This is a genomic window from Sphingomonas sp. Leaf5 (assembly GCF_001421155.1).
GTDB lineage: Bacteria > Pseudomonadota > Alphaproteobacteria > Sphingomonadales > Sphingomonadaceae > Sphingomonas.
Genome location: NZ_LMJZ01000010.1, coordinates 48700 through 74965, shown reverse-complemented (window position 1 = coordinate 74965; position 26266 = coordinate 48700). Strand labels below are relative to the sequence as shown.

Genomic DNA, 26266 nt, shown 5'->3' with positions numbered 1-26266 from the left:
AACCGTTCGGCCATCGCCCGGTTCCCCCCGACCGCGATCGCCCGCCGCCATCGTCGCGGCACCGGTGGTTGGGTCAGCGTTCCTTGCCTAACTTCGTCGTTGCTTTTGCAGGGGAAAGGCGCACCCAACACGGGCAGTGATTCGTGGAAACCGGGGAGAGGGTGCCATGTCGAAGATTATTTTCGTGAACCTCGCGGTCGCCGATGTGCCGGCGGCAACACGCTTTTACGAGGCGATCGGGTTCGTGCAGGACCCGCGATTCTCGAACGATCGCGGATCGGGCATGACGTGGTCGGACAACATCCACGTCATGCTGCTCGACCGCGACTTCTACGCCACCTTCACGCCCAAGCGGATCATCGACCCGCGCACCGAAAGCGGCGTGCTGCTGGCGTTGTCGTTCGACGACCGCGCCGCCGTCGACGCGATCACCGACGCCGCGCTGGCGGCGGGTGGGCGCGAACTCCACGATCCCGAGGACGAAGGTTTCATGTACAGCCGCGCGTTCGAGGATCTCGACGGCCATGGCTGGGGACCGTTCACCATGGACATGGCCGCCGCCGAAGCCGCCCATGCCGACGGGGCGGCAGCATGACCTATATCGACGGGTTCGTGACCCCGGTGCCGCGCGACAACCGCGCCGCCTATGAACACCATGTCGCGCAGGCCGCGGCGATCTTTGCCGATCTTGGCGCGACGCGGCTGGTCGAATGCCGGGGGGACGACGTACCGGCCGGCACCCACACCGATTTCGCCCGCGCGGTCGCGCTGACCGATGACGAAGACGTCTTGTTCAGCTGGATCGAATATCCCGACCGGGCGACCCGCGATGCGGCCGGCGCGGCGATGATGGCCGATCCGCGGATGGCGGCGCTCGGCATGCCCTTCGACGGCAAGCGCATGATCTATGGCGGGTTCGACGGCGTCATGGTCCGCGATGGCGAAGGTACGGGCACCGCCCCCGGCTATGTCGATGGCTGCCTGACCCCGGTCCCCGCCGCCGGGCGCGACGCCTATATCGCCTTTGCCGCCGAATCGGCACAGGTATTCCGCGATCACGGCGCGCTGCGCGTGGTCGAGGGGTGGGGCGACGACGTACCCGCGGGCAAACACACCGATTTCGCGCGGGCCGTCGCGCTGCGGGATGGCGAGATCGCCTGTTATTCGTGGATCGAATGGCCGTCGAAGGATGCGCGCAACAACGGGTGGCAGGCGGTGATGGCCGACCCGCGCATGGCCGATCGTGACATGCCGTTCGACGGCCGCCGCATGGTCTATGGCGGCTTCTTACCCGTTTTCGACCAACGCATGGGAGCGGACGCATGAATCGGCAGGGCGACTTCATCTGGTATGAATTGCTGACCAGCGACATCGACGCGGCGGCCACCTTCTACGCCGACGTCGTCGGCTGGCAGGTGCAGGATTCGGGCATGCCGGACATGGACTATCGGCTGTTCGTCGCCCCCGACGGGGCGATGATCGGCGGGCTGATGGCGATGCCGCCGGGGATGCCCGCCCCGGTCTGGCTCGGCTATGTCGCGGTCGACGATGTCGATGCCGCCGCCGCCGATTTCGTCGCCGCCGGCGGTACGCAGCACATGGCTCCGACCACCATCCCCGGCGTCGGCCGCATCGCGATGCTCACCGACCCGCAAGACGCCGCGCTCTATCTGATGCGCAGCGAAAGCGACGCGACCAGCACCGTCTTCCAGCCCGCCGATCAGGCGACGCCGGGCCATTTCGTCTGGAACCAGCTGATGGCCCCCGACCCCGACCGCGCCATCGCCTTCTATGTCGACCGGTTCGGCTGGCGACAGCAGGGATCGATGCCGATGGGGGCGTATGGCGACTACAAGTTCCTGCTGTGCGGCGACGTCGCGATCGGCGCGGCGATGGGCATGGTGCCGGGCGGTGAGGCCGGCTGGCAATATTCGACCCATGTCGCCGATATCGACCATGCCGCCGACCGAATCACGGCGGGCGGCGGCACCATCCTGCAAGGGCCCGACCAGATCCCCGGCGGCAGCTATTCGATCGTCGCCACCGATCCGCAGAGTGCCCGCTTCGGCTTGGTCGGCCCGCGGCGATGAGCAAGCTGCAACTGTGTCTGGTCGTCAACGGCCGGGCGGAGGAAGCGGCGCGCTTCTACGCCGCGACCTTTCCCGACAGCGCGGTCGGACGTGTCCACGCGGCTGCCGCCGACTTTCCCGGCGGCAAGGCGGGGGACGCGCTGGTCGTCGAGTTCACCCTGCTCGGCCAGCCCGGTTTCGCGCTCAACCACGGCCCGCCGACGCCCTTTTCCGATGCGATCTCGTTTCAGGTGCTGACCGACGATCAGGCGGAGACCGACCGCTACTGGAACGCGATCGTCGCGGACGGCGGGCAGGCGCGTGATTGTGGCTGGTGCAAGGACCGGTTCGGCCTGTCGTGGCAGATCACGCCGCGCGCGCTGATGGCGGGGATGGCGGATACCGATCGGGCAGCGGCCGGGCGGGTCATGCAGGCGATGATGACGATGCAGAAGATCGACATTGCCGCTATCGAGGCCGCTCGCAGCGGAGAGACCCGATGACCGAACACGAACTGGCGATCGAACGCCGCATCGCCGCCCCCGTCGACGCGGTGTGGCAGGCATGGACCGAACATCTCCCCAAATGGTGGGCCCCGCGCCCCTGGACCACCGACCTGATCGCTCTCGACCTCACCCCCGGCGGCCGGTTCGCGACGACGATGCGCGGACCGGCGGGCGAGGAAATGACTGGCGAAGGCGTCATCCTCGAAGCGGTGCCGTATGAACGCGTCGCCTTCACCAACGCCTTCGCCCCCGGCTGGATACCGCAGCCGCAGCGGCTGGCGTTCGTCGGCCTCTTCACCTTCGAAGCCGATGGCAACACGACCCTCTACCGCGCCGCCGCCCGCCACTGGGACGAAGAAACCGCGAAGATGCATACCGAAATGGGTTTCGAAGGCGGCTGGACCATGGTCGCGCAGCAATTGGAGGCGGTGGCGGTTAATTTCGCGTGACGGCCCCGCCCTGACCATTACCCCACCCGTTTGGTTCGAGCGGCTTCGAGCGAAGTCGAGAAGCGTCCGTCGAGAACCGCCCGCCCGAGGCAACGGCTTCTCAACTACGGTTCTCGACAGGCTCGAACCTGCGCTCGAAGCAAACGGTAATAGACGTTGAAGAGGCGGCCCTCCCTCAAGCGAACGCCGCCGCGCCCTTCAATTGTTGATACGCCGCGATCACCTTCTGCAACGCCGCCTCATGCTGCCGGTCGCCGCCATTGCGATCGGGGTGATAGCGTCGCACCAGTTCAGAATACCGCTGGCGCAGGCCCGTCCGGTCGACATCGATGTCGAGCCCCATGACCTTCAGCGCCGACCGGTCGGCGGGACTGAGCGACCGCCCGTCGCGGCGCTCGGCCCGGTTCACCCGTGCATCGCGGAACTTCGCACCGATCGCATCGAGCGGGTCGGCGAAATCGGCCCATGCCGGCCCCGGATCGACGCCGGCCCGGGCAAAGGCACGCGTCTCGCGGTCCCAACCGGCATAGGGCCGCTGCGCGTCGGTGATCTCCTCCGCCGTCATGCCCGCAAAGTAATTATACCCCGCGTTGAACGCGCGGATATGCTCGAGGCAGAACCAGCGATAGGCGTTCGGCCGCTCGCCGCCCTGCGGCGCGCCCTCGACCGGCGGCGCGCGGAATTCGCCCGCTTCCGCGCATCCGGGTACCTCGCACGGCCGGCCATTCGCCTCGACCCGCCCGTGGAACCGGGCATTGGGGCGATCCTTGCTGATCTTCTCGCGCGCCACGCGACTCCCTTTGGCAAAAGGGGCTATATAGGCGCGATGACCGACACCACCACCTTGCCGCTCGCCGATCTGATCGCCCGGCGGCTCCACGACGCCCTGTCCCCGACCCATCTGGTCGTGACCAACGACAGCCACCACCATGCCGGCCATATGGGCGACGACGGCACCGGCGAGAGCCATTTTTCGGTCGATATCGTCGCGGATGGCTTTCTCGGCCAGTCGCGCGTTGGGCGGCAGCGGATGGTCAACCGGGCGCTTGCCGACCTGCTGGCCACCCGCATCCACGCGCTGGCGATTCGCGCCCGCGCTCCGGGAGATGGCGATTGAGCTACGACCTCTGGTACTGGCCGACGATACAGGGCCGCGGTGAATTCGTCCGCCTCGCGATGGAGGGGGCCGGCATCGCCTATCGCGACCGCGCGCGCGAGGATGGCGTGGAGGCGATGCTGGCCATGCTGGAACGGCACCCGCGCCCGCCCTTCGCCCCGCCCTATCTCTCGCTCGACAATTTCGTCATCGCGCAGGTCGCCAACATCCTGCAATATCTGGGCGAGCGCCACGGCATCAGCATGTCGAGCATCCGCGACCGGCAATGGGCCAATCAGTGGCAATTGACGATCGCCGACCTCGTCACCGAAATCCACGCCGTCCATCATCCGGTGGCGACCGGCGACTATTACGAGGATCAGCAGGCGGAGGCATTGCGCGCTGCCCGACAGTTCCGGTCCGAACGCCTGCCTAAATTCCTGACCTATTTCGAAGACCTGCTCGGCGAAAACAACGATCCGTGGGCGATCGACCATCGCTGGACCTATGTCGATACCTCGCTGTTCCAGCTGGTCGACGGGCTGCGCTACGCCTTTCCCAACCGGATGAAAATGCTCGAACCCGGCCTGCCCCGGCTGATCGCGATCCGCAACGCCGTCGCCACCCTGCCCGGCATCGCCGACTATCTTGCCAGCGACCGGCGTATCCCCTTCAATGAAGACGGCATTTTCCGCCACTATCCCGAACTGGACGCCGATTGATGGAAAACGATCGCTTCTTTCTTCAGACGATCTTGCCGATCACCCACGACCTTGGCGGGTTCAAGGTGCATCGCACCCTGCCGACCAGGACGCGGACGATGGTCGGCCCGTTCATCTTCTTCGATCAGATGGGCCCGGCCGAGCTCGACCCCGGGCAGGGCATCGACGTGCGTCCGCATCCGCATATCAACCTGTCGACGGTCACCTATCTGTTCGGCGGCGCGATCGACCATCGCGACTCGCTCGGCACCTTTGCACGCATCGAACCCGGCGCGGTGAACCTGATGACCGCCGGGCATGGGATCGTCCATTCCGAACGCTCGCCGGACGACGAACGCGCCGGTGGCCCGCTGCTGTCGGGTATCCAGACATGGCTGGCGATGCCCGAGGACCGCGAGGAAATGGACCCGGCGTTCGAGCATGTCGAGGCCGATCGCCTGCCGATCGTCAACGGCAGCGGCGCGACCGCCCGCGTCGTGATGGGCGACCTGTGGGGCGTGTCGGCCCCGACCACGCAATACGCCGCGACCATCTATGCCGACATCATCCTCGAATCGAACGGCGCGATCCCGATCGATCCGCAAGCCGACGAACGCGCGCTGTATCTGACGCATGGCGATGCCGCACTGGACGGCGTCGCGCTCGACCCGATGACGCTCTACGTCCTGCGCCCCGGCATCGCCGCGACGTTGCGGTCGTCGTCCGGCGCGCGGGTGATGCTGTGCGGTGGCGAGGCATTCACCACCCCGCGCCATGTCTGGTGGAATTTCGTCTCCTCACGCCGCGACCGCATCGATCAGGCAAAGACCGACTGGAAAGCGGGCAACTTCCCCAAAGTCCCCGACGACGCCGAGGAATTCATTCCGATCCCCGAAATCCCCAAGACGGTCAGCTATCCGTGACGGCGATGCGCCGCATCGCGCTGTCGACCGGCGTGTCGCTCGACGTCGCGGTGGCGGGCGATGCGGGCGCGCCGGCGATGATCTTCCTCCATGGCTTTCCCGAATCGCATCGGACGTGGCGGCACCAACTGCCGGAATTTGCGCACGACCATCACGTCATCGCCCCCGATCAGCGCGGCTATGTCCGCTCCGACAAGCCGGCGGCGGTCGCGGACTATGCCCCCGACCACATCGTCGCCGACCTGATCGCGCTCGCCGATGCGCTGGGGGTCGACCGGTTCACGCTGGTCGGCCATGACTGGGGCGGCGCGATCGCGTGGATGGCGGCGCTGCGCCATCCCGACCGGATCGAACGCCTCGTCATCCTCAACGCGCCGCATCCGCTGGTCTTCCAGCGTTCGCTGTTCGACGACCCCGAACAGCGCGCCGCCAGCCAGTACATCACGAAATTCCGCGACACGTCGATCGATCGCGGGCTGATCGGCAGCGGCCTCGAACATTTCTTCGCGACCGGCTTTGCCAAACTGGTCACCCGCACCATCGCGGGTACGGACAAGGCCGCCTATCTCGACGAATGGTCGCAACCCGGCGCGATGACCGCGATGCTGAACTGGTACCGCGCCTCGGCGATCGTCGTGCCGGCACCGGGCGAAACGCCCGAGCGCCCGGCCTGGATCGACGCCCCCTTCCCGCCGATCGTGCAACCGACGCTGGTGATCTGGGGCCTGCGCGACAAGGCGCTGTTGCCGGTACAGGTAGACGGGCTGGACGCGGTCGTGCCCGACCTGACGGTGACACGGGTCGATGCCGGCCATTTCGTGCCGTGGGAGGCGCCGGAAGCGGTGAACGACGCGATCCGGGGGTGGCTGCCGTAAAAGCCGATCGCGCCCAAACCCACCGTTGGTGTGGGCAGGCAACATCAACCTACCTCGTCACCCCGGGCATGACCCGGGGTCCCGCTTCTTCTTCGGCCGCAGTAAAAAGCGGGACCCCGGGTCAAGCCCGGGGTGACGAAGGAGGCAAGGTCGTCGGCAGCGAATCGCCCATCCCCATCTAACCCAACCCGTTCGGTTCGAGCAGCTTCGAGCTTGTCGAGAAGCGTCCGTCGAGAACGACTTGCTTGAGGCAACCCCTTCTCGACAAGCTCGAAGCAAACGGTTGGGCGGGGGAACGGTAAGGAAACCTACCCCCGAACCACCTTCGCCACCGAATCGAGCAACCCGTTCACGAACCCCTTTTCGCGCCGGTCGTAAAACGCATCGGCGACGTCGAGATACTCGCTGATGACCGCCGCCACCGGCACGTCCGGCCGCGCCAGCAACTCGTACGTCCCCGCGCGCAGGATCTGCCGCATCGGCTTGTCGAGCCGGTCGAGCGTCCACCCGGTCGACAGCTTCGATGCGATCATCGCGTCGATCTCTTCGCGGCGGGCATCGACGCCCTTGACCACGTCGTCGAAGAACTGGACGTCGGCCTCGGCATATTCGACGCCTTCGATCGTCGCGCCCAACCGGTGCTGGTGGAATTCGTGGAGCAGTGCCGGGATCGGCGTCGCTTCCATCTCATGCTGGTACAGCGCCTGAACGGCGGCCAACCGGGCGGCGGCGCGTGCCTGACGGGCACCGCGCGGGCGGGAATTCTTGCTGGTCATAAGCGCCGCCCCATAGCCGCTGTCGGCCGCCCAAGTCGAGGGGGCGCTTTCCTACAACGGTGCCGCATGACAGGATCGCCGCGCTCTTTGAACCGTCCGCCTGTCCGACCGCCGCGATCGACCCGCTGCACAACGGCGCGCCCAGTGTGACCTTTGTGACCTTTGCCACCCACGTCATCCCAGCGAATACTGGGATCTCCCGGTTAGGAAACGCGCGCCGAGGTGCTGAAGGCTCCAGCCTGCACCGGGGCGACCCCGTGATGAAACGCGCACGAGTGTGACTTCTGTGACCTTTGGCGTCTTACCCCTCATTGAAAGAGGGCCGACGCCAGCGACCGTCACCACGCGGCCTAACTACAAAACTTAGGTCCGCCACGGGCAAAGCCCGTGTCGTCGGACGGCGCTACAAGCGCCGCCGGCCGGACGCGCCTAATGCGGCTTGGCACAGCTTCGCTACGCCTGACCCGGCGCGTCCAACCGGATCGCCACCGACCGCGCATGTGCCGGCAGCCCCTCGGCCCCGGCCAGCGTCACCGCCGCCGGCCCGATCTTCGCCAGCGCCGCCGCGTCCAGCCCCAGAAAGCTCGTCCGCTTCATATAGTCCAGCACCGACAGCCCCGATGCGAACCGCGCCCGCCGCCCGGTCGGCAGCACATGGTTCGGCCCCGCGACATAATCGCCGACCGCCTCCGGGGTGTACCGCCCGAGGAACACCGATCCGGCATGGCGCACCGCGCGGAACAGCGGTTCGGGATCGCCGACCGCCAGTTCGAGATGCTCGGGCGCCAGCCGGTCGACCAGCGGGATCGCATCGGCCAGCGTCGGCACGATCACGATCGCGCCGTTCGCATCCCAGCTCGCCCGCGCCACCTGCCCGGTCGTGAGGTCAGCGATCTGGTCGTCGACCGCCCTCGCCACCCGGTCGGCAAAGCCGGCATCGTCGGTGAACAGAATCGACTGGCTGGTCGGGTCATGCTCGGCCTGACTCAACAGGTCGGCGGCGATCCACTCGGGATCGTTCTGCCCATCGGCGACGACCACGATCTCGGACGGGCCGGCGACCATGTCGATCCCGACCACGCCGTATAGCTGCCGCTTGGCCTCGGCGACCCACGCATTGCCCGGCCCGGTCACGACATCGACCGCCGCGATCCGGTCGGTGCCATAGGCGAGCGCGGCGACGGCCTGCGCCCCGCCGATCCGCCAGACCTCATCGACCCCGGCCAGCGCCGCCGCGGCCAGCACCAGCGGATTGACCTGGCCCTTGGGCGTCGGGGTGACCATCACGATCCGCTCGACCCCGGCGACCTTGGCCGGCACGACGTTCATCAAGACCGACGACGGATAGGCCGCCCGCCCGCCGGGGACATAGACCCCGGCCGCCGCCACCGCGCTCCACCGCGCGCCCAGCCGGACGCCATCGGCATCGACCTCGTCACGATCCTCGGGCCGCTGCCTGGCGTGATAGGCGACGATCCGGTCATGCGCGAGTTCGAGCGCGGCGCGTAAGGTCGGGTCCAGCCCGTCCAGCGCCGCGCGACACTCCGCCAGCTCGATCCGCCAGCCGGTCACATCGGGATCATGGCCGTCGAACTTCTCGGTAAACGCCCGCACCGCCGCATCGCCATCGTCGCGCACCGCGCGCAGGATCGCGGTCACGTCGCGCGCCACGTCGCTGTCCGCCTCGCGCCGGGCATCGACCAATGCGGCGAAGTCGGCGGCGAACCCTGCCGCGCTCGCGTCCAGCCGGATCATGCCGCCACCGCCCGGCGGAACGCATCGACCAGCGGCACGACCTGTCCGCGGGTCTTGAACGCCGCGCGATTGACGACCAGCCGCGACGTCACCTCGGCGATGGTTTCGACCTCGACCAACCCATTCTCCTTCAGCGTCCGTCCCGACGACACCAGATCGACGATGCGCGGCGCGAGGCCCAGCACCGGGGCCAGTTCCATCGCGCCGTTCAACTTCACGCACTCGGCCTGAACGCCCCGCGCCGCGAAGTGGCGCTGGGTGGTGTGCGGATATTTGGTGGCGATGCGGACATGGCTCCACCCGCGCGGATCGTCGGTTGCCGCGAGGCGCGCCGGTTCGGCGACCGAGATGCGGCAATGCCCGATCTTCAGGTCGACCGGCGCATACAGCTCCGAATAATCGAACTCGGCCAGCACGTCCGACCCGACGATGCCCAGCTGCGCCGCGCCATGCGCGACGAACGTCGCGACGTCGAACGCCCGCACCCGGATCAGGTCGATATCGGCCCGGTCGGTCTTGAACCGCAGCGCCCGGCTGTCGGGATCACGGAACGCCGCTTCGGGCACGATGCCGGCACGCGCGAGCAGCGGCATGGCTTCTTCGAGAATACGCCCTTTGGGCACGGCGATGATGATGGGGTCGGTCATGGGCGACTGGCGCTTTACTTGGGGCGCACGGCGGGCGCAACACGCGCCCCATGGCCGATGAACCGACGAATCGCCTCGCCTTTCGCCAGCAGGCGGCGTTCTGCGTCGCGATGGATGCGCCGATCACCGCGGCGGTCTGCGACGCGCTCGCCACCGCGCTGACCCGCGACGGCCGGACCGGGCAGAGGGTGCTCGACTGGCCGGGCGATCCGATCCCCGACGCGCTGCCGCTGCGGCTGGTCGGGGGGCTGCATGCGCTCGCCCGGAGCGGCATCGACCCAGAGCTGACCGCGCTGTTCGCCGGTGCCGGCGAGCCGCAGGCGACCCTGCGCCGGGCGATGGTCGACCATGACGCACTGCTGCTGCCATGGCTCGACGGCCCGCCACAGACCAACGAGCCGATGCGCTCGGGCGTGCTGATGGCCGGGCTGCTGGCGGTCGCGCGGCGGCACGGTCCGGTCCTCGACATCCTCGAAATAGGGTCGAGCGCCGGCCTCAACCTGCTGATCGATCGCTACCGTTTCGATCTGGGCGGGGTGCAGGTCGGCCCCGCCGACGCCCCGGTGACGATCGTCCCCGATTGGCGCGGCACCCCGCCCCCGAAGGCACCGATCCGGATCGAACGGGTACGCGGCGTCGATATCCAGCCGCTCGACGCCACCGACCCCGCCGTCGCGACCCGCCTGTCGGGCTATATCTGGGCCGACCAGCCCGAACGCCAGGAACGGCTGGCGGCGGCGACCGCGATGCTGCGTGCCAGTCCGGTCGATCTGGTCGCGGGCGATGCCGTCGGCTGGCTGCGCGACCGCCTCGCCGAACCGCAGGCGACCGGCGTCACCCGCGTGCTGATGCACTCGGTCGTCTGGCAGTATCTGGGCGACGATCGCCGTGCCGCGATCGGCACGATGATCGCCGATGCCGCCGATGCCGCCACCACCGACCGCCCGCTCGCCTGGGTCCGGATGGAACCCGACCGCGTCCTGCAACGGCAGGAGCTGATCGTGCAGAGCTGGCCCGATCATGGCGAACCGCAGATGCTCGCCACCGCCCACGCGCACGGTGCGTGGATCGCCGCGACGTGACCGAGGCCGACTTCCTCGCCGCGCTGCGCACCCTGTCGCTCCACCCCGGCGCGCACGGCCTGACCGACGACGCCGCACACCTCGGCGACCTCGTCCTGACCAAGGACATGATCGTCGCGGGCGTCCATTTCCTTGCCAGCGATCCGCCCGCCGACGTCGCGTGGAAACTGGTCGCGACCAACCTGTCGGACCTTGCCGCCAAGGGTGCGGTGCCGGTGGGCGTGATGCTGGGGTTTCCGATCGGCGACGACACGTGGGACCGCGCGTTCCTTGCCGGCCTCGACGACGTGTTGCGGGCGTTCGACTGCCCGCTGCTCGGTGGCGACACGGTGACGCTGCCCGCCGGCAGCCCCCGCTTCCTGTCGCTGACCGCGCTCGGCCGCAGCGCCCACGCCCCGCGTCGCGACGGCGCGAAGGCGGGCGACGCGCTCTGGGTCACCGGCACGATCGGCGATGCCGGCGCGGGCCTTGCCATTGCGCAGGGCGCGGCTGGGTCGACCGCGCTGCTGCACCGCTACCGCCGCCCGACCCCGCGGCTGGCGGAGGGACAGGCGCTGGCACGGCTCGTCCACGCGATGATGGACGTGTCCGACGGCCTGCTGATCGACGCGACGCGCATGGCGGCGGCAAGCGGGCTGGCAGTGACGATCGACCTCGCGGCAGTGCCGCTGTCGCCCGACTTGCGGGCGTTCGGCCACGACGCGCTGACGGCAGCGACGGCGGGCGACGATTACGAACTGCTCTTCGCCTGCAACGCCACGCCGCCGGTAGCAGCGACCCGGATCGGGACATTCGCCGTCGGCGCAGGCCTGTCGCTGGTAGATGCAGGCCGCCCCGTCCCCCTCCCAAGCCGCCTCGGCTACCAACACTAAATCCTCCCCGGCACGGGGAGGGGGACCAGTCGCAGGCTGGTGGAGGGGGGTGTCCCCGAACGATCCGCCCATGGAAGCCCCCCGCTGCGCGACGGTCCCCCTCCCCGGTACGGGGAGGAATTAACGGTTGCCTCCCCCGCCCATCGGCATAAGCTGCCCCGCTTCCAAGGGGTTCGACCCGACGAGACAGCCGGGCGGCCCTGTGCAGGAGGGGTTGCGGATGACGATAGTCTATCTGGCCATGGCGTGTGGTGCGCTGGCCGTGTTGTACGGTGTGTTCACGAGTATGCAGGTGCTGCGCGCCTCGGCCGGCGACGCGCGGATGCAGGATATCGCCGCCGCGATCCAGGAAGGGGCCAAGGCCTATCTGGGCCGCCAATATCGCACCATCGCCATCGTCGGCGTCATCGTCGCCATCATCCTGTTCCCCACGCTCGGACCGCTATCGACGGTCGGTTTCCTGATCGGCGCGATCCTGTCGGGGGTCGCGGGCTATGTCGGCATGGAGATTTCGGTCCGCGCCAATGTCCGCACCGCAGAGGCTGCGCGCGGGTCGCTGCAAGGCGGCTTGACCATGGCGTTCCGGTCGGGCGCGATCACCGGCATGCTGGTCGCGGGCCTGGGGCTGCTCGCGATCTCCGGCATCTTCTGGTACCTCGTCGCCATCGCCGGCCATGGTCCGGGCGACCGCGAAGTCGTTGAGGCATTGACTGCCCTCGCCTTCGGCGCGTCGCTGATCTCGATCTTCGCGCGGCTGGGCGGCGGCATCTTTACCAAGGCGGCGGACGTCGGTGCTGATCTGGTGGGGAAGGTCGAGGCCGGCATCCCGGAGGACGACCCCCGCAACCCCGCCGTTATCGCCGATAATGTCGGCGATAACGTGGGCGACTGCGCGGGCATGGCCGCTGACCTGTTCGAAACCTATGTCGTCACCATCGGCCTGACGATGGTGTCGATCGCGCTGCTGGTACAGGCACCGCCCGCCGAGCTGCTGCGGCTGATGGCGTTGCCGCTGATCGTCGGCGGGGTGTGCATCATCACCTCGATCCTCGGCACCTATATGGTCCGGCTGGGCAAGGGCCAGTCGATCATGGGCGCGCTGTACAAGGGCTTCTGGACCACCGCGCTGCTGGCGGTCCCGGCGATCTATTTCGCGGCCAGCTGGGCGCTGGGCGATCTCAACACCGTGATCGGCGGCGCCGGCTTCCTCGATCCCGGCGGCGACACGCTGACCGTCGAAGGGGCGCTGGGCGCACAGGCACCGGTCGCCGGACAGAGCTTTACCGGCATGGACCTGTTCTGGTGCATGATGATCGGCCTCGCCGTCACCGCCGCTTTGGTGTGGATCACCGAATATTACACCGGCACCGCCTATCGCCCGGTCAAGTCGATCGCGAAGGCCAGCGTCACCGGCCATGGCACCAATGTCATCCAGGGCCTCGCCATCAGCCTCGAATCGACCGCGCTGCCGACGCTGGTGATCGTCGTCGCGGTGATCGCGTCCTACCAGCTGGCCGGGATCATCGGCGTCGCCTTCGCCGCCACGGCCCTCCTCGCGCTGGCCGGCATGGTCGTCGCGCTCGATGCCTATGGCCCGGTCACCGACAATGCCGGCGGCATCGCCGAGATGGCGAACCTTCCGGAAGAAGTCCGCCGCCGCACCGACGCCCTCGACGCGGTCGGCAACACGACCAAGGCGGTGACGAAGGGCTATGCGATCGGCTCCGCCGCGCTCGCCGCGCTGGTGCTGTTCGGAGCCTACACCACCGACCTGAAGCTGTTCTTCCCCGAGCTAACCGTCGATTTCTCGCTGTCCAACCCGTACGTCATCGTCGGGCTGCTATTGGGCGCGCTGCTCCCCTACCTCTTCGGCGCGTTCGGCATGACCGCGGTCGGTCGCGCGGCGGGTTCGGTCGTGGAGGATGTCCGCGCGCAATTCGCTGCCGATCCCGGTATCATGGCCGGCACCAGCCGCCCGAATTACGGCCGGACCGTCGACATCGTCACCCGCGCCGCGATCCGCGAGATGATCGTGCCCTCGCTGCTCCCCGTCCTCTCCCCCGTCGCGGTCTATTACATCGTGACATGGGTCGCCGGACAGGCGCAGGGCTTCGCGGCGCTGGGCGCGATGCTGCTCGGCGTCATCGTCTCCGGCCTGTTCGTCGCCATCTCGATGACCAGCGGCGGCGGCGCATGGGACAATGCCAAGAAATATATCGAGGACGGCAATTACGGCGGCAAGGGATCGGAGGCGCACAAGGCGGCGGTGACCGGCGACACCGTCGGCGATCCGTACAAGGATACCGCCGGCCCGGCGGTCAATCCGATGATCAAGATCACCAACATCGTCGCGCTGTTGCTTCTGGCGGCCCTTGCCGGACATACCGCCGGATAGGTTGTTTTGATCGATTGCGTCCCCCGTCCGCCGCGTTAGGATCAAGGGTGGATGGGGGCGTCCACTCTTGCCGGAACAGGTGCGCGGGGGCGCATCCCGGCCGCTCCCGAACAGGGGGTTTCATGCGGTTCGTTGCGGCCATCGGCCTTGTTATTGCCACCGTCTCTCCGGCACAGACGCCGTCGCCTGCCGACAAATCCGCCAAGGTCGATGCGGCCATGGTCGATCCCGCCACGCCGGTCCCGATCGAGGCTTTCGCCGAACTGCCGTCGATCGAATCGCCCAAATTGTCGCCCGACGGCACCCGCGTCGTCGCCAAGAGTGCGATCGGCGGCAAACAGGTGCTGGTGCTGTCGCAGTTGAGCGGCGATGCCCGCAACGTCGGGCTCGGCACGCCTGAGGATACCGACATCAACTGGTGGCGCTGGGTCAATGACGACTGGCTGATCGTCGGGCTGGGTACGCAGCAACTGCTGTACGGCAACGAATATTACGTCACCCGCGTGCTGAGCGTGAAGGCCGATTTCAAGACGACCCGTCGGCTCGACTGGGACAAATCGGGCCTGCGCGCCGACGACGTGCTGTGGGTCGCGCATGACGGCAGCCCGCGCATCCTGCTGTCGCGTCAGACGGGCATCGAAAACGAATCCGACTTCAACCCGACCGTGTTCGACATCGACGTATCGACCGGCAAATCACGCCGCGTCGCCGATGGTCGCCCCAACGTCTATAGCTGGTATGCCGATGGACAGGGGCAGGTCCGCGCCGCCTATCAATATAACGACCAGTCGCGGCGCTCCGCGCTGCTGTACCGCGCGAACAACACCGAAAGCTTCCGCGTCATCGCCCGGCGCGAACGCAAGGACGAAGACGGCCTGACCATCCCGATCACCTTCCGCAGCGACGGCAGCGCGATCGCGCTGGACGACGAAGGCGGCTTTACGTCGGTCTATCAGGTGTCTTTGCCCGACCTTGCGCTGGGGAAGAAACTGTATTCACTGGAGGGGTATGACGTCGACGGCATCATCGACAATGCCGACCAAAACGACGTTGCCGGCGTGACGGTGACCGAACGCTACGGACGGACCACCTGGTTCGACGAGAAGCTGAAGGCCTTGCAAACCGACATCAACGCCTCGATCGGCGACCGTCGCGCGCGGATCGTGTCGTGGGACCGCAAGCGCGACAAGTTCCTGGTGGAGGTCGCGGCAGCGTCCCAGCCCGGCGGCCTGTATTACTGGGACAGCGCATTCAGCCGGATGCAGCGGATCGCGTGGAACAGCAAGACGTTGCAGAGCCGCCGCCTCTCGCCGGTCAGCACCATCCGCTATCCCGCGCGCGACGGAACCTCGATCGAAGCGGTGCTGACCATGCCGCGCCACCGGCTGAACCAGAAGAACCTGCCGCTGATCGTCCTGCCGCATGGTGGCCCCTCGGCCCGCGACAGCGAGGGCTGGGACTGGTGGACGCAATATCTGGCCGAGCTCGGCTATGTCGTGATCCAGCCCAATTACCGCGGATCATCGGGCTATGGCACCGCCTTCGCCCGCAAGGGGGCCGGCGAATGGGGCCTGAAGATGCAGGACGACCTGAACGACGCGGTCACCCATCTGGCGAAGGAAGGGATCGCCGATCCCAGGCGCGCCTGCATGGTCGGCGCGTCCTATGGCGGCTATGCGGCGATGCGCGCCGCCCAGCGCGACGGCAAGCTGTACCGCTGCGCGATCAGCTATGCCGGCGTGTCCGATCTGGCGGCACTGCGCCGCTATGACAGCCAGTTCCTGAACGGCCGCACCATCGGCGACTGGCTGCGCAGTCAGGCACCCGATTTCCAGACGGTCTCGCCCCGCTTCCACGCCGCCGACTTCTCGACGCCGATCCTGCTGATGCATGGCAAGGTCGACAAGCGCGTGCCGGTCGCACAATCGCGCACCCTCGCCGCTGAACTGAAAAAGGCGGGCAAGCCGTATCGTTATGTCGAACAGCCGCTGGGCGACCATTTCTTCTCCCGTGGCGAGGACCGGCTGCAATTCCTGCAGGAGATGACCGCGTTCCTGAAGGAGCATAATCCGGCCTGACGGGGCTATCCGCCGTACCGTCACCCCGCGCTCGACCTGCCGTATCCCCGCGCAGGCGGGGATCCAGGCGACCGATATCTGCGAGTAGGTTGCCCGCATCGCGTATCCCCGCGCAGGCGGGGATCCAGGGCTCCAAGCGCAAACCGTTGTTCTACTTGGTTCTGGACACCCGCCTGCGCGGGGGTACGACGCATTTTGCCTATGCTTGCAGCTTTCGCAGAGGTTCCGGCTCGACCCGGGCTGACGTGCAGGGCGCGGACAACCCGCACCTTGCACCCATCCGGCCCAAAGCCTATCTGCTGTCCAACCGCGACGACCGGCCGTGTCAACCACGGGTCCGGCCGTTCGTGCTTTCCTTTTTTACGGTTTGCGCCTATGGGGACCCGCCCGGTTCCGGTGCGCCCTTATTCACGAGGTATTTGTTTGGCGAAGGAAGAACTTCTCGAAATGCGCGGCCAGGTGGTCGAATTGCTGCCCAACGCGATGTTCCGCGTCCGGCTCGAGAACGATCACGAAATCCTCGGGCACACCGCCGGCAAGATGCGCAAGAACCGCATCCGCGTGCTGGTCGGTGACGAAGTGCTGGTCGAACTGACCCCCTATGACCTGACCAAGGGTCGCATCACCTACCGCTTCAAGTAAGCGGACCCCGCGTGACCGGATCTGCGGCCATGCGCCTGATTCTCGCCTCGACCTCGCCCCGCCGCCGCGACCTGCTGGCGCGGATCGGTGCGGTGCCCGATCGCGTCGAGGCACCCGATATCGACGAAACCCCGCTGAAGGGCGAATTGCCGCGTCCCTATGCGTTGCGCCTTGCCGAGGCGAAGGCGCGCGCGATCGGTCCGGTCGATGGTGCGGTAGTGCTGGCCGGCGACACGACGATCGCGCTCGGCCGCCGCATCCTGCCGCCCGCCACCAGCGAAGACGTGCAGCGCGAGTTGCTCGGCCTGTTGTCGGGGCGTCGCCATCACTGCCTGTCGGCGGTGTGCGTGCTGATGTCCGACGGACAGGCGCGCATCCGCATCGCCGATACGATCGTCGCGTTCAAGCGGCTCGAACCGCGTGAGATCGACGCGTACGTTGCCTGTGGCGAGGGGTTGGGCAAGGCGGGCGGCTATGCGATCCAGGGCCGGGCGGAGGCGTTCGTGCGCTTCCTCTCGGGCAGCCATTCGGGCGTGATCGGCCTGCCGCTGTTCGACACGCGCGCCCTTCTCGAAACCGCCGGCGTCGCGCTTGGCTGACTGGATCGTCGAGCGCGGTATCGGCGAAGTCCGCGCCGCGCGTATCGTCGACGGCGACATTGTCGAGGCCCGGATCGAACCCGACGACGCGTTGCGCGCCGGTACGATCCTTGCCGCCCGACTGGTCCGCCGCCTGCCCGTCCGGAATGAGGCCATCGTCGCGTGGGACGATGGCGAGGCGCTGATAAGCCCCCTTCCGCGTGCCGTGACCGAGGGCGCGACGCTGCTGGTCGAGATCACCCGTCCAGCCCTGTCCGAACCCGGCAAGCCCAAACGCGCCCGTGCCCGTCCTGCCGCGCCCGACGCGCAACCATGCGACGGCCCTTCGATCGCGGACCTGCCCGGCGCGCGCCTCGTCGGCCCGTTCGATCGCGATCTCCTCGGCGATGCCGGCTGGCCGCTGCTGATCGAGGAAGCGACCACGGGGCAGGTCGCCTTTCCCGGCGGCGCGCTGTCGATCGCACTGACCCCGGCAATGACACTGATCGATATCGATGGAGAACTCGCCCCCGCAGCGCTTGCCATCGCCGGTGCGCGCGCAGCGGCAGCGGCCATCGCCCGGCTCGACATCGCCGGGTCGATCGGCATCGACCTGCCGACGGTGAACGACAGGGCCGTCCGGCAGGCCACGGCCGAAGCGGTCGATGCGATCCTGCCGCAACCGTTCGAGCGCACCGCCGTCAACGGCTTCGGCTTCCTGCAGATCGTGCGGCGGCGGTCGCGTGCCTCGCTCCCCGAACTGTTCGCCCATGTGCCCGCCCATGCCCGCGCGCTGCTGCGACAGGCGGAACGCACCGGCGGCAGCGGCGAACGGACGCTGGCCGCGCATCCCGCCATCGTCGCGGCCATCGCCGCCCGGCCCGACTGGATCGCGGCGGTCGAACGCACGCTCGGCGCATCGCTCGCCTTGCGGGCGGAGAGCGGCCTCGCCATATCCGCGGGCCATGTCCAGGCCCGCTTCCCGTAACCGCTGTCCGCTGTGTTCGGCTCCGACCGAACCTGCCTTCCGTCCCTTTTGCAGCCGGGGGTGTCGCGACCGCGACATGCTGAACTGGATGGGCGAAGGGTATCGGATCGCGGGTCCTGCCGCTTCTTCCGACGAAAAATCGGAAACCGGGCTGGACAGCGACGATTCGCGCGGCTAACAGGCCGGCTCTTCCGGTCACCCGGACAGGCCCAGGTAGCTCAGTTGGTAGAGCATGCGATTGAAAATCGCAGTGTCGGCGGTTCGATCCCGTCCCTGGGCACCACCCCCAACATCGTTGTTCTGACCGGATAATTCCGCGCTGGTTCCGGCTGCTTCGGCCCCGGCAGGGGAACCGCAGTCATGGTCCCGCAGCTTGTCCAGGGCGAGCCGGTCGACGCCCGCCGAAATGCACCGTCCGCGTGACCGGTCCTGTCCCGAGCGTTGGCAGGGATGCCCGTGCCGTCCGTATGCGGGGCTGACGGTGATCGCGATCCCGGCTAGACGCAGCTTCGACCGACTACCCTGCCGATACCGGCATTTCGACTGGAGATCATGATGACCATCGGCGGATCGACCCCGGCCACGGAACTCGCCGCGATTCGGCCCGTCGCCCCCGCCCCGGCGATTACCGCCACCGAACGCGCGGAACGGATCGAGCGCGCACGGGCCCGGACGGCTAAGGCCGGTGCCGATGCGCTGCTCGTCCATACCGGGGCGTCGCTCGACTATTTCACCGGTATTCCATGGGGTGCCAGTGAACGGATGGTCGCGTTGTTCCTGCCGGTCACGGGTACGCCACGCATCGTCTGCCCGGCATTCGAGCGCGGTACGCTGGAGGCCGACCTAACCGTCGCCGCCGACCTGCTGCTGTGGGAAGAGGATCAGGACCCGACCGCGCTGGTCAAGGACGCGCTGCCCGCCGGGGCCACCCTCGCCATCGATCCGTTGCTCCCCTTCGCCTGGGGGCAGAAACTGGCGCGCCACGGCCTGACCCTGACCGACGGCGCACCCGCGATCGACGGCTGTCGCATGGTCAAATCGCCCGCCGAACTGGCGCTGCTGCAAAGTGCCAAGGACATGACGCTGGCGGTACAGGCCGCCGCCGCCCGCATCCTGCGTCCCGGCATCCTCGCCAGCGAGGTCGTCCGCTTCATCGACGAAGCCCATCGCGCGATCGGTGGCGGCGCTTCCTATTTCTGCATCGTCCAGTTCGGCCGCGCCACCGCCTTTCCCCACGGCCTGCCCGGCGACCGTGCGCTGAACGAAGGCGAACTGGTGCTGATCGACACCGGCTGTCGCGTCGGCGGCTATCACAGCGACATCACCCGCACCTATGCCTTCGGACCGGTCGGTGATGACGTCCGCGCGATCTGGGACATCGAACATGCCGCGCAGGCCGCCGCCTTTGCCGCCGCCGCACCCGGCGTGCCGTGCGAAGCGGTCGATGCCGCCGCCCGCGCGCTGCTGGTGCGTGAGGGTCTTGGCCCCGACTACCGCCTGCCCGGCCTGCCGCATCGCACCGGGCACGGCATCGGCCTGTCGATCCACGAACCCGCCTATCTGGTGCGCGGCGACACGACGCTGCTCGCCCCCGGCATGTGTTTTTCGAACGAACCGATGATCGTCGTTCCCGATCGCTTTGGCATCCGGCTGGAAGATCATTTTCACGTCACCGACACCGGCGCGGCATGGTTTACCAAGCCGCAGCCGTCGATCGACCGCCCGTTCGGATGACGCCGCTGATCGCGCTGCTGCTGGCGACGGTCGCGGTGCCATCGGCTGCCGCGCCCGGCCGCTATGCCGCGACGACGATCGGACCGCCACCCGCCGACCTCCGGCTCGACCCCTTCTACCAACGATATGTCGATGCCGGCGGCGTGCCGGTCGTGTCGTCGGCGAAGGTGCCCGACGACGCGCTGCTGTTCGCGCGCGACATCGCCATCGCGATGCTGGCCGATCGCCCCGACCTGCGCCGCTGGATGGCGGCGTCGGGCTATCGCGTCGCGATCATCGCCCTGACCGAAGGGCTGATCGATCTGCCCGAACAGCGCCACTGGACCAAACCCGCCGCCGACGATCCCCGCCTGACTCTGTGCGAGCGCAAACACTATGTCGAGCGGATCGGACGGCTGAGCGACCGCGATTACTGGAACAATCGTGCCCGCGGCATGGGTGGGCCGTTGACCACCGCCCCGGCCGAAAACCTGCTCGGTACGCCGGGCACGTGGTATTATGGCGAGAACACCTTCGTCCACGAATTCTCGCACGCCATCCTCGCCGCGATCCGGCAACGCGACACCGCGCTCCATGCCGCGGTAGAGCGTGCCTATGCCACTGCCATGGCGCGGGGGGCGTGGCGCGGCGAATATGCCGCGACGACAGTCGACGAATATTGGGCGGAGGGAACGCAGCTCTGGTTCAATACCAACCGCATGATCGTCGTCGATGGGCAACGGCTGCTCAACGACGACGACCTGCAACGCTATGACCCGACGCTCTACACGTTGTTGGCGCAGGTCTATGGCGACCGCCACCGCCTGCCCGGCGACGTCTTCTATCGCCATCCCGCGCGCATACCGCCCGGCGATCCGCCCAGGGCGACGGCGGAAATCTGCTGAACCCGCCGCGCCGCCGGTCGTCGTGTTCAGGGCAGCGGGTACGGCCCCTTGCCCTTGGCGGCGATGAAGCGGTCGACCCGCGCATCGATCATCGGCAGCGGCACCGATCCCAGGCTGAGCATCGCATCGTGGAACGCGCGATAGTCGAACGCCTCGCCCAGTGCCGCCTGCGCCTTCGCCCGCGCGTCGAGAAACGCCAGCTCGCCCATATAATAGCTTAGCGCCTGCCCCGGCCATGCGATGTAGCGATCGACCTCGGTCGTGATCTCGTGGTTCGACAGCGCGGTATTGTCGCGCAGGAACGCCTGCGCCTGCGCACGCGTCCAGCCCTTGGAATGAATGCCGGTATCGACGACCAACCGGGCCGCGCGCCACATTTGATAGCTGAGCATACCGAACAGGTCATAGGGGGTCTCGTACATCCCCATATCCTCGCCCAGCGCCTCGCAATACAGCGCCCAGCCCTCGCCATAGGCCGAGATATATTCGTTGCGGCGATATTCGGGCAGGTCGGTCAGTTCCATCGCGAACGGCATCTGGAACGCGTGGCCCGGCGCGCTTTCGTGCAGCGTCAGCGCCGGGAGCGAATACAGCCCGCGCGACGGCAGGTCATAGGTGTTGAGCAAGTAAATGCCCGGTCCGCCCCGCCCGCTGGTGTAGAATGGCGCGATATCGGGGTCCACGGCCTTGATCGCGAACCGCATCCGCGGCAACCGGCCGAAATAGGTCGCGGCCTTGCCGTCGAACGTCTTGGCGATCCATGCGGCACGGTTGAGCAGGTCCTGCGGCGTCTTCGCATAGAATTGCGGATCGGTGCGCAGATGGTTCAGGAACGACGGCAGATCGCCCTGCCACCCCACTTGCGTCATCACCGTCTGCATCCGCGCGCGGATCTTCGCCACCTCGCGCAGGCCGATCGCATGGATTTCCTCGGGCGGCAGGTCGCGGGTTACGAACTCGCGTACCTTCGACCGATAATAATTCCGCCCGTCGGGCAGGTCGTACGCCGCCAGCTTTTCCTGTGCCCCCGGAATATACTCATCGCGCAGGAACGCCATCAGCGTCGCATGTGCTGGCACCACCGCCTGCGCGATCACCCGCTTCGCATCGGCCCGCAATGCCGCCTGCCGCGCCGCCGGGATGGTCGCCGGCAGCGTCCGGAACGGCGCGTAGAACGGCGACGCTTCCCCCGCGCCCGCCTCCACGACCGCACGCACCCCGGCATCGCGCCCTTGCAAGGTGACGCGCGGCGGCGTGAAGCCCCGCTTCAGCCCGGCACGCATGTTCGCGATCTGCTCATCGAAATAGCGCGGGACGCTGGCCAACTGCGACAGATAGAGCCGCAACGCCGCCTCATCGCGGTAATTCTCGCGCGCCATGCCGGCCAGATCGATCCAGAAGCTGGTATCGGCGTTCAACGGCTTTTCATAATCGCGAAACTGCTGCCGGGCGAGCAACGCCGCGATCTGTGCGCGATAGACGGTATAATCGTCGCGGGCGGCCGGCCCCAGCGTCGCCGGATCGATCCGGTCGAGCGCGGCCATCGTTTCGGTCCAGCGTTGCGTCATCCGCGCCTGCGCCGCCGGTCCGACATCGGGCAGCGCCGCGTTGCGGCTGGTCGGCGAATCCTCGCCCGGACCGGTCAGCGTCTTGCGCCACGCATATTCGCGCTCGGACAATTGCCGGAACGCTGCGTCGCCCGACGCAGCCGGCGCGGCGGCGATGGTCGTCGTCGCCTGCGCGGCCACAGGTGCCGCGATCGACAGCGCCAGTGCCAGCGTGATCTTCATGCCCTGTCCCCCGTAACGTCGTCGATGTCGCGCAGCAGCGCCCGCGACACCCAAACTCCCTCGCGCTCGCTGATCGGGCGCAGCGCGTGGCGACGCGCGCCCGACACCCGCGCGCCCTGCCCCTCGATCGCGGCGAACACCGCCTCGGCACGGGCCATCTGCGCCGCGGCCTCGGCTCCCAGAAACCCGGCGGGATCAAGCGCGAGGATCAACTCGCCGCCCAGTGGCGACCCTTTACGCCCCGCATCCCATGCGATCGATTCCGCGCTGGTCAGGTCGCCGATCAGCGGCCCGGCGAGCAGTTCGACCATCAGTGCCAGCGCCGATCCCTTATGCCCGCCGAACGTCCGCATCGCCCCGGCCAGCACCGCCGCGGCGTCGGTCGTGTCGCTGCCGTCGGGCGCATGGCCCCAGTCGGTCGGCACCGGCCGGCCCGCGCGGCGATGCAGTTCGATCTCGCCGCGCGCCACCGCGCTGGTCGCGAAATCGAACACGAACGGCGCGGCACCGGCGCGGGGCCAGCCGAACGCGATCGGATTGGTGCCGAACACCGGCTGCGTGCCGCCGGCCGGCGCGACCCACGCATGGTTCGACGTCACCGCCAGCGCGACCAGCCCATGGTCGACCAGTGCCTCGACCTCGGGCCACAGCGCGGCGAAGTGGACGGCATGGTTGATCGCCAGCGCCGCGATCCCGTTCGCGCGCGCCGCCTCGATCAGCGCATCGCGACCGGTCTCGAACGCCAGCTGGGCAAAGCCGCCTTTCCCGTCCACCCGCACCACGCCCGCCGCCCGTCGTTCCAGCACCGGGACCGCATCGGGCACCACCACGCCGCTCGCAACCGAATGCGCCGCGACCAGCAACCGGTACAGGCCGTGCGCGCCGCAGCCATCGCGCTCCCCGACGACGATCGTCTCGGCGACCGCCGCGACATGCGCCGGGGCCAGCCCGACACGGGCAAGCGTCGCGCGGGCATAGTCGCGCACCTCGGACAGGGTCATGCGGACTTGCGGCTCGCTCACGCGGTGGCACCCGCCTTTGCGGTGAACAGCCGGACACCGAACACCGGCCCCGCGCTGTTCCTGTCATGCGGCACGAAGCGCACCTTCACCTGTTTCTTGCCTTTGGTCAGCGGCTCGGGCACCGGGTAATCCACGTCGAAGAACGCCCCCGGCCGATCGGCGTCGAGCGTCTGGGTTGCGATCCGTTGATTGTCGATCAGGATGTCGAAACTGCGCTTGCGCTCATCCCCCCAATAGGTTGCCTGCAGGACCAGCGGTCCGGGCTTCACCGCCATGGCGAATTCGAAAAAGCCCCCGGTGCGCGCGTCGCGCCCGTTCCGCCCGCGATAGACCAGCGGGTAGGAAATCTCGGACGTCAGCTGATGGTCGCGCTCGGGCTGCATCTCGCCCAGATGCATGACGTCGACCGACCGCGCCGCCAGATCCTTTTGCCGGGCCTGTTCGGCAAGGAAGCCGGCTTCCTCCACTTTCCACTGCGCATCGGTGAACCGCTTGAAATAGACCGCCGAGCGGCGATCATATTGGCGATAGAAGGGGACGAAGCTCAGGTCGCCGGGCCGGATCAGCCCGCGCGTCGCATATTGCGCATCCTCGCCCGCCACCGACACGAACCCGGCGAGCAGGTCGTCGCCGACCATCGACGGATCGGGCCTGTCCCATTCGCCATCGGCACGCCCGAGGTCGCCGGCCAGCACCAGCGGCCCGCGCAGCACCGCAATCGTCTGCGCATCGCCCGGCGTCGCCTCGATCCGCAGGTCGAGCGGCAGGCGGATCGTGACCGCATCGCCCGCCTTCCACCGCCGGGTGACGATCGCATATCCCCCGGCGGAGGCCGCGTCGACCGGTTTGCCGTTCACCAGCAGCTCGCGCCCCTTCGCCCAGCCCGGCACGCGCAGCGCGACCGGGAAGGTGCCCGCCTTGCCCAGCGATGCGAAGGTCAGCGTCGCCTCGCCCGTGAACGGATAGCCCGTCTCCAGCGCCAGCGTCGCGTCGCGCGCCTGCCATTTCGCGTCGGCGGGGATGTAGAGGTTGACGATCAGGGCATCGTCCCCGGTCCAGAAGATGCTTTCGCCGTGCTTGGCATGGCTTTCCATGCCGGTGCCGACGCAGCACCAGAATTCCTCGCCGTCGCGCGCCGAATAGTCGCGCTTCGCCCCGGTCATCAGCGGCGTCATGTAGGTGAAGCCGCCGTTCACCGGTTCCTGCTGCGCCATGACATGGTTCAGATGCGCGCGTTCGTAAAAGTCGAACAGCGCCCCGTCGGGCTGCCACGCATATAGATGCCGGGTCAGTTTCAACATATTGTACGTGTTGCAATGCTCGCACGTCTGTTCGGTGATGTGCTGCGCGATCGTGTCCGGCGCGCTGAAATATTCGCGGTCGGCATTGCCGCCGATCACATAGCTGTGATGCCGCGTCACCTGTTCCCAGAAGAAGCGCGCGGCGGTCGCCTGTTCGGGCTTGCCGGTGATCTCGTGCAGCCGCGCCAGCCCGATCAGCTTGGGCACCTGCGTATTGGCATGGAAATTCGCCAGCTGGTCACGCTTCTGCGTCAGCGGATCGAGGTTGCGCTTGTCATAGATCCGCTCGGCCAGCCGCAGCCAGCGCGCGTCGCCGGTCCGCGCGTGCAGTTCGGCGAAACTCTCGTTCAGCCCGCCATATTCGCAGGCGAGCATGACCTGTACCTGATCGTCGCTCAGCGCGGCGAACACCCGGTCGATATAGCCACCCAGTCCGATCGCGATCGCCATCGCCTGCTCGTTCGCGCCGATATGGTCGATGACGTCGAACAGCCCGGTATAGAGCTTGTGCCAGTTGTAATAGGGCACCCAGCAGCCGTTGAGATCAAACCCGGCCGACCGGATGTCACCGCGCATGATCTCCGGGAAAATCTCCTTCCCGTCGACGACGGTCCCGTCCTTGCGCTTGCGGGTGAAGCCCGCGACATAGCCGTCGCCATGGGCCGCCTGACACCGCGCCAGTTCGCCGATGATATAGGTCGCGCGCGCCACGCAGTCGGTGCAGCCGGTCTGGGCATGGGTCAGCGCCAGCCCCGACAGATAATGCCCCAGCGTATGGCCGGCGATCGTGTCGCTTTCCCATCCGCCATAGACCGGGGCCTTGGGCGTCATGCCGGCGAACTTGTGAAAATTGTGGAGCAGCCGGTCGGGCGACAACCGCAACAAATAGGCGCGGTTCACCTCGACCGCGCGCGCATAGTCGGACGGGCGCAACCGCACCGCCGACAGCGGAAACGGCTTGGCCGTTGCCGGCAACGCCGCCATGGTGCGCGCCGCCGCCGGCAGCGCGAGCACCGGCAACGTCGCGGACGACATCAGGAACGCACGACGTCCAACCAGCATTTCCATCTCCCAAGAATATTGTATACGATAGGGTAAGATGG

Annotated in this window: 26 protein-coding genes and 1 tRNA gene; 20 read left to right on the top strand and 7 right to left on the bottom strand. The window is 67.8% G+C overall.

Annotated elements, in window-relative coordinates:
* The first annotated feature begins 166 nt into the window (after positions 1–166).
* Genes ASE50_RS08715 through ASE50_RS08690 form a run of 5 tightly spaced genes read left to right on the top strand, consistent with a single transcriptional unit; the run spans position 167 to position 3024 of the window.
* On the top strand, positions 167–595 hold the full coding sequence (locus tag ASE50_RS08715) for a VOC family protein (RefSeq protein WP_056398609.1): 429 nt from the start codon (positions 167–169) through the stop codon (positions 593–595).
* Positions 592–1326 (top strand): DUF1428 domain-containing protein, encoded by a 735-nt coding sequence (locus ASE50_RS19690; protein ID WP_082438920.1) that lies wholly within the window; start codon positions 592–594, stop codon positions 1324–1326. The genes ASE50_RS08715 and ASE50_RS19690 overlap by 4 nt, the downstream gene beginning before the upstream one ends.
* Positions 1323–2090, top strand: a complete 768-nt coding sequence (locus tag ASE50_RS08700) for a VOC family protein (protein WP_056398605.1) — start codon at positions 1323–1325, stop codon at positions 2088–2090. The genes ASE50_RS19690 and ASE50_RS08700 overlap by 4 nt, the downstream gene beginning before the upstream one ends.
* Positions 2087–2572, top strand: a complete 486-nt coding sequence (locus ASE50_RS08695; RefSeq protein WP_056398604.1) for a VOC family protein — start codon at positions 2087–2089, stop codon at positions 2570–2572. The genes ASE50_RS08700 and ASE50_RS08695 overlap by 4 nt, the downstream gene beginning before the upstream one ends.
* Entirely contained in the window at positions 2569–3024 is a 456-nt protein-coding gene (locus ASE50_RS08690) for an SRPBCC domain-containing protein (RefSeq protein ID WP_056398601.1), read from the top strand. Before ASE50_RS08695 ends, ASE50_RS08690 begins: the two co-directional genes overlap by 4 nt.
* Before the next feature lie 175 nt (positions 3025–3199).
* Here ASE50_RS08690 and ASE50_RS08685 read toward each other — a convergent pair whose 3' ends face one another.
* Positions 3200–3814, bottom strand: a complete 615-nt coding sequence (locus ASE50_RS08685) for a J domain-containing protein (protein WP_056398599.1) — start codon at positions 3812–3814, stop codon at positions 3200–3202.
* A gap of 36 nt (positions 3815–3850) precedes the next feature.
* On the opposite strand from ASE50_RS08685, the gene ASE50_RS08680 reads away from it, so the two are divergent.
* Genes ASE50_RS08680 through ASE50_RS08665 form a run of 4 tightly spaced genes read left to right on the top strand, consistent with a single transcriptional unit; the run spans position 3851 to position 6619 of the window.
* The gene (locus ASE50_RS08680; RefSeq protein ID WP_056398597.1) at positions 3851–4141 is read left to right on the top strand and encodes a BolA family protein; all 291 of its coding nucleotides are present in this window, start codon (positions 3851–3853) and stop codon (positions 4139–4141) included.
* Complete coding sequence (locus ASE50_RS08675) at positions 4138–4842, top strand: glutathione S-transferase (protein ID WP_056398594.1); 705 nt, start codon at positions 4138–4140, stop codon at positions 4840–4842. The genes ASE50_RS08680 and ASE50_RS08675 overlap by 4 nt, the downstream gene beginning before the upstream one ends.
* Positions 4842–5744 carry a pirin family protein gene (locus ASE50_RS08670; protein WP_056398591.1) on the top strand — a complete coding sequence of 301 codons (903 nt, stop codon included), beginning with the start codon at positions 4842–4844 and terminating at the stop codon, positions 5742–5744. Before ASE50_RS08675 ends, ASE50_RS08670 begins: the two co-directional genes overlap by 1 nt.
* Positions 5745–5749: 5 nt before the next feature.
* Complete coding sequence (locus tag ASE50_RS08665; protein ID WP_056398663.1) at positions 5750–6619, top strand: alpha/beta fold hydrolase; 870 nt, start codon at positions 5750–5752, stop codon at positions 6617–6619.
* A 308-nt stretch (positions 6620–6927) separates the two neighbouring features.
* On the opposite strand, the gene nusB is transcribed toward ASE50_RS08665, so the two are convergent.
* From nusB to hisG, 3 genes are all read right to left on the bottom strand, one after another.
* A complete protein-coding gene (gene nusB, locus ASE50_RS08660; RefSeq protein WP_056002116.1) occupies positions 6928–7395 on the bottom strand; it encodes a transcription antitermination factor NusB in 468 nt (155 codons plus the stop codon).
* 453 nt (positions 7396–7848) lie between these two features.
* Positions 7849–9150, bottom strand: a complete 1302-nt coding sequence (gene hisD / locus ASE50_RS08655; protein ID WP_056398588.1) for a histidinol dehydrogenase — start codon at positions 9148–9150, stop codon at positions 7849–7851.
* Complete coding sequence (hisG, locus tag ASE50_RS08650; RefSeq protein WP_056398587.1) at positions 9147–9797, bottom strand: ATP phosphoribosyltransferase; 651 nt, start codon at positions 9795–9797, stop codon at positions 9147–9149. Before hisG ends, hisD begins: the two co-directional genes overlap by 4 nt.
* 50 nt (positions 9798–9847) lie before the next feature.
* On the opposite strand from hisG, the gene ASE50_RS08645 reads away from it, so the two are divergent.
* The 11 genes from ASE50_RS08645 to ASE50_RS08600 all read left to right on the top strand — a co-directional run bounded on the left by ASE50_RS08645 (position 9848) and on the right by ASE50_RS08600 (position 21050).
* Positions 9848–10879, top strand: a complete 1032-nt coding sequence (locus tag ASE50_RS08645) for a DUF2332 domain-containing protein (RefSeq protein ID WP_056398584.1) — start codon at positions 9848–9850, stop codon at positions 10877–10879.
* The gene (gene thiL / locus ASE50_RS08640) at positions 10876–11751 is read left to right on the top strand and encodes a thiamine-phosphate kinase (RefSeq protein WP_056398659.1); all 876 of its coding nucleotides are present in this window, start codon (positions 10876–10878) and stop codon (positions 11749–11751) included. Before ASE50_RS08645 ends, thiL begins: the two co-directional genes overlap by 4 nt.
* 220 nt (positions 11752–11971) lie before the next feature.
* The gene (locus tag ASE50_RS08635) at positions 11972–14146 is read left to right on the top strand and encodes a sodium-translocating pyrophosphatase (RefSeq protein ID WP_056398656.1); all 2175 of its coding nucleotides are present in this window, start codon (positions 11972–11974) and stop codon (positions 14144–14146) included.
* Between the two features lie 122 nt (positions 14147–14268).
* Positions 14269–16224, top strand: coding sequence for an alpha/beta hydrolase family protein (locus ASE50_RS08630; RefSeq protein ID WP_082438919.1), 1956 nt, complete (start codon positions 14269–14271; stop codon positions 16222–16224).
* A gap of 423 nt (positions 16225–16647) precedes the next feature.
* Positions 16648–16866, top strand: a complete 219-nt coding sequence (infA, locus tag ASE50_RS08625) for a translation initiation factor IF-1 (protein ID WP_003049127.1) — start codon at positions 16648–16650, stop codon at positions 16864–16866.
* Between the two features lie 29 nt (positions 16867–16895).
* On the top strand, positions 16896–17465 hold the full coding sequence (locus tag ASE50_RS08620) for a Maf family protein (protein ID WP_056398581.1): 570 nt from the start codon (positions 16896–16898) through the stop codon (positions 17463–17465).
* Positions 17458–18432 (top strand): hypothetical protein, encoded by a 975-nt coding sequence (locus ASE50_RS08615; protein WP_056398578.1) that lies wholly within the window; start codon positions 17458–17460, stop codon positions 18430–18432. Before ASE50_RS08620 ends, ASE50_RS08615 begins: the two co-directional genes overlap by 8 nt.
* Positions 18410–18610 carry a DNA gyrase inhibitor YacG gene (locus tag ASE50_RS18220; RefSeq protein WP_082438918.1) on the top strand — a complete coding sequence of 67 codons (201 nt, stop codon included), beginning with the start codon at positions 18410–18412 and terminating at the stop codon, positions 18608–18610. Before ASE50_RS08615 ends, ASE50_RS18220 begins: the two co-directional genes overlap by 23 nt.
* Before the next feature lie 29 nt (positions 18611–18639).
* Positions 18640–18715, top strand: a tRNA-Phe gene (locus ASE50_RS08610).
* 272 nt (positions 18716–18987) lie between these two features.
* Positions 18988–20166, top strand: a complete 1179-nt coding sequence (locus ASE50_RS08605; RefSeq protein WP_056398651.1) for a M24 family metallopeptidase — start codon at positions 18988–18990, stop codon at positions 20164–20166.
* On the top strand, positions 20163–21050 hold the full coding sequence (locus ASE50_RS08600) for a glycoside hydrolase (protein ID WP_235512267.1): 888 nt from the start codon (positions 20163–20165) through the stop codon (positions 21048–21050). Before ASE50_RS08605 ends, ASE50_RS08600 begins: the two co-directional genes overlap by 4 nt.
* A gap of 26 nt (positions 21051–21076) precedes the next feature.
* Here ASE50_RS08600 and ASE50_RS08595 read toward each other — a convergent pair whose 3' ends face one another.
* The 3 genes from ASE50_RS08595 to ASE50_RS08585 are packed head-to-tail and all read right to left on the bottom strand — an operon-like array spanning position 21077 to position 26225.
* Positions 21077–22840, bottom strand: a complete 1764-nt coding sequence (locus tag ASE50_RS08595) for a DUF885 domain-containing protein (RefSeq protein ID WP_056398575.1) — start codon at positions 22838–22840, stop codon at positions 21077–21079.
* Entirely contained in the window at positions 22837–23841 is a 1005-nt protein-coding gene (locus ASE50_RS08590; protein WP_056398647.1) for an Ldh family oxidoreductase, read from the bottom strand. Before ASE50_RS08590 ends, ASE50_RS08595 begins: the two co-directional genes overlap by 4 nt.
* A 17-nt stretch (positions 23842–23858) precedes the next feature.
* Entirely contained in the window at positions 23859–26225 is a 2367-nt protein-coding gene (locus ASE50_RS08585; protein WP_056398642.1) for a glycoside hydrolase family 127 protein, read from the bottom strand.
* Positions 26226–26266 lie beyond the last annotated feature (41 nt).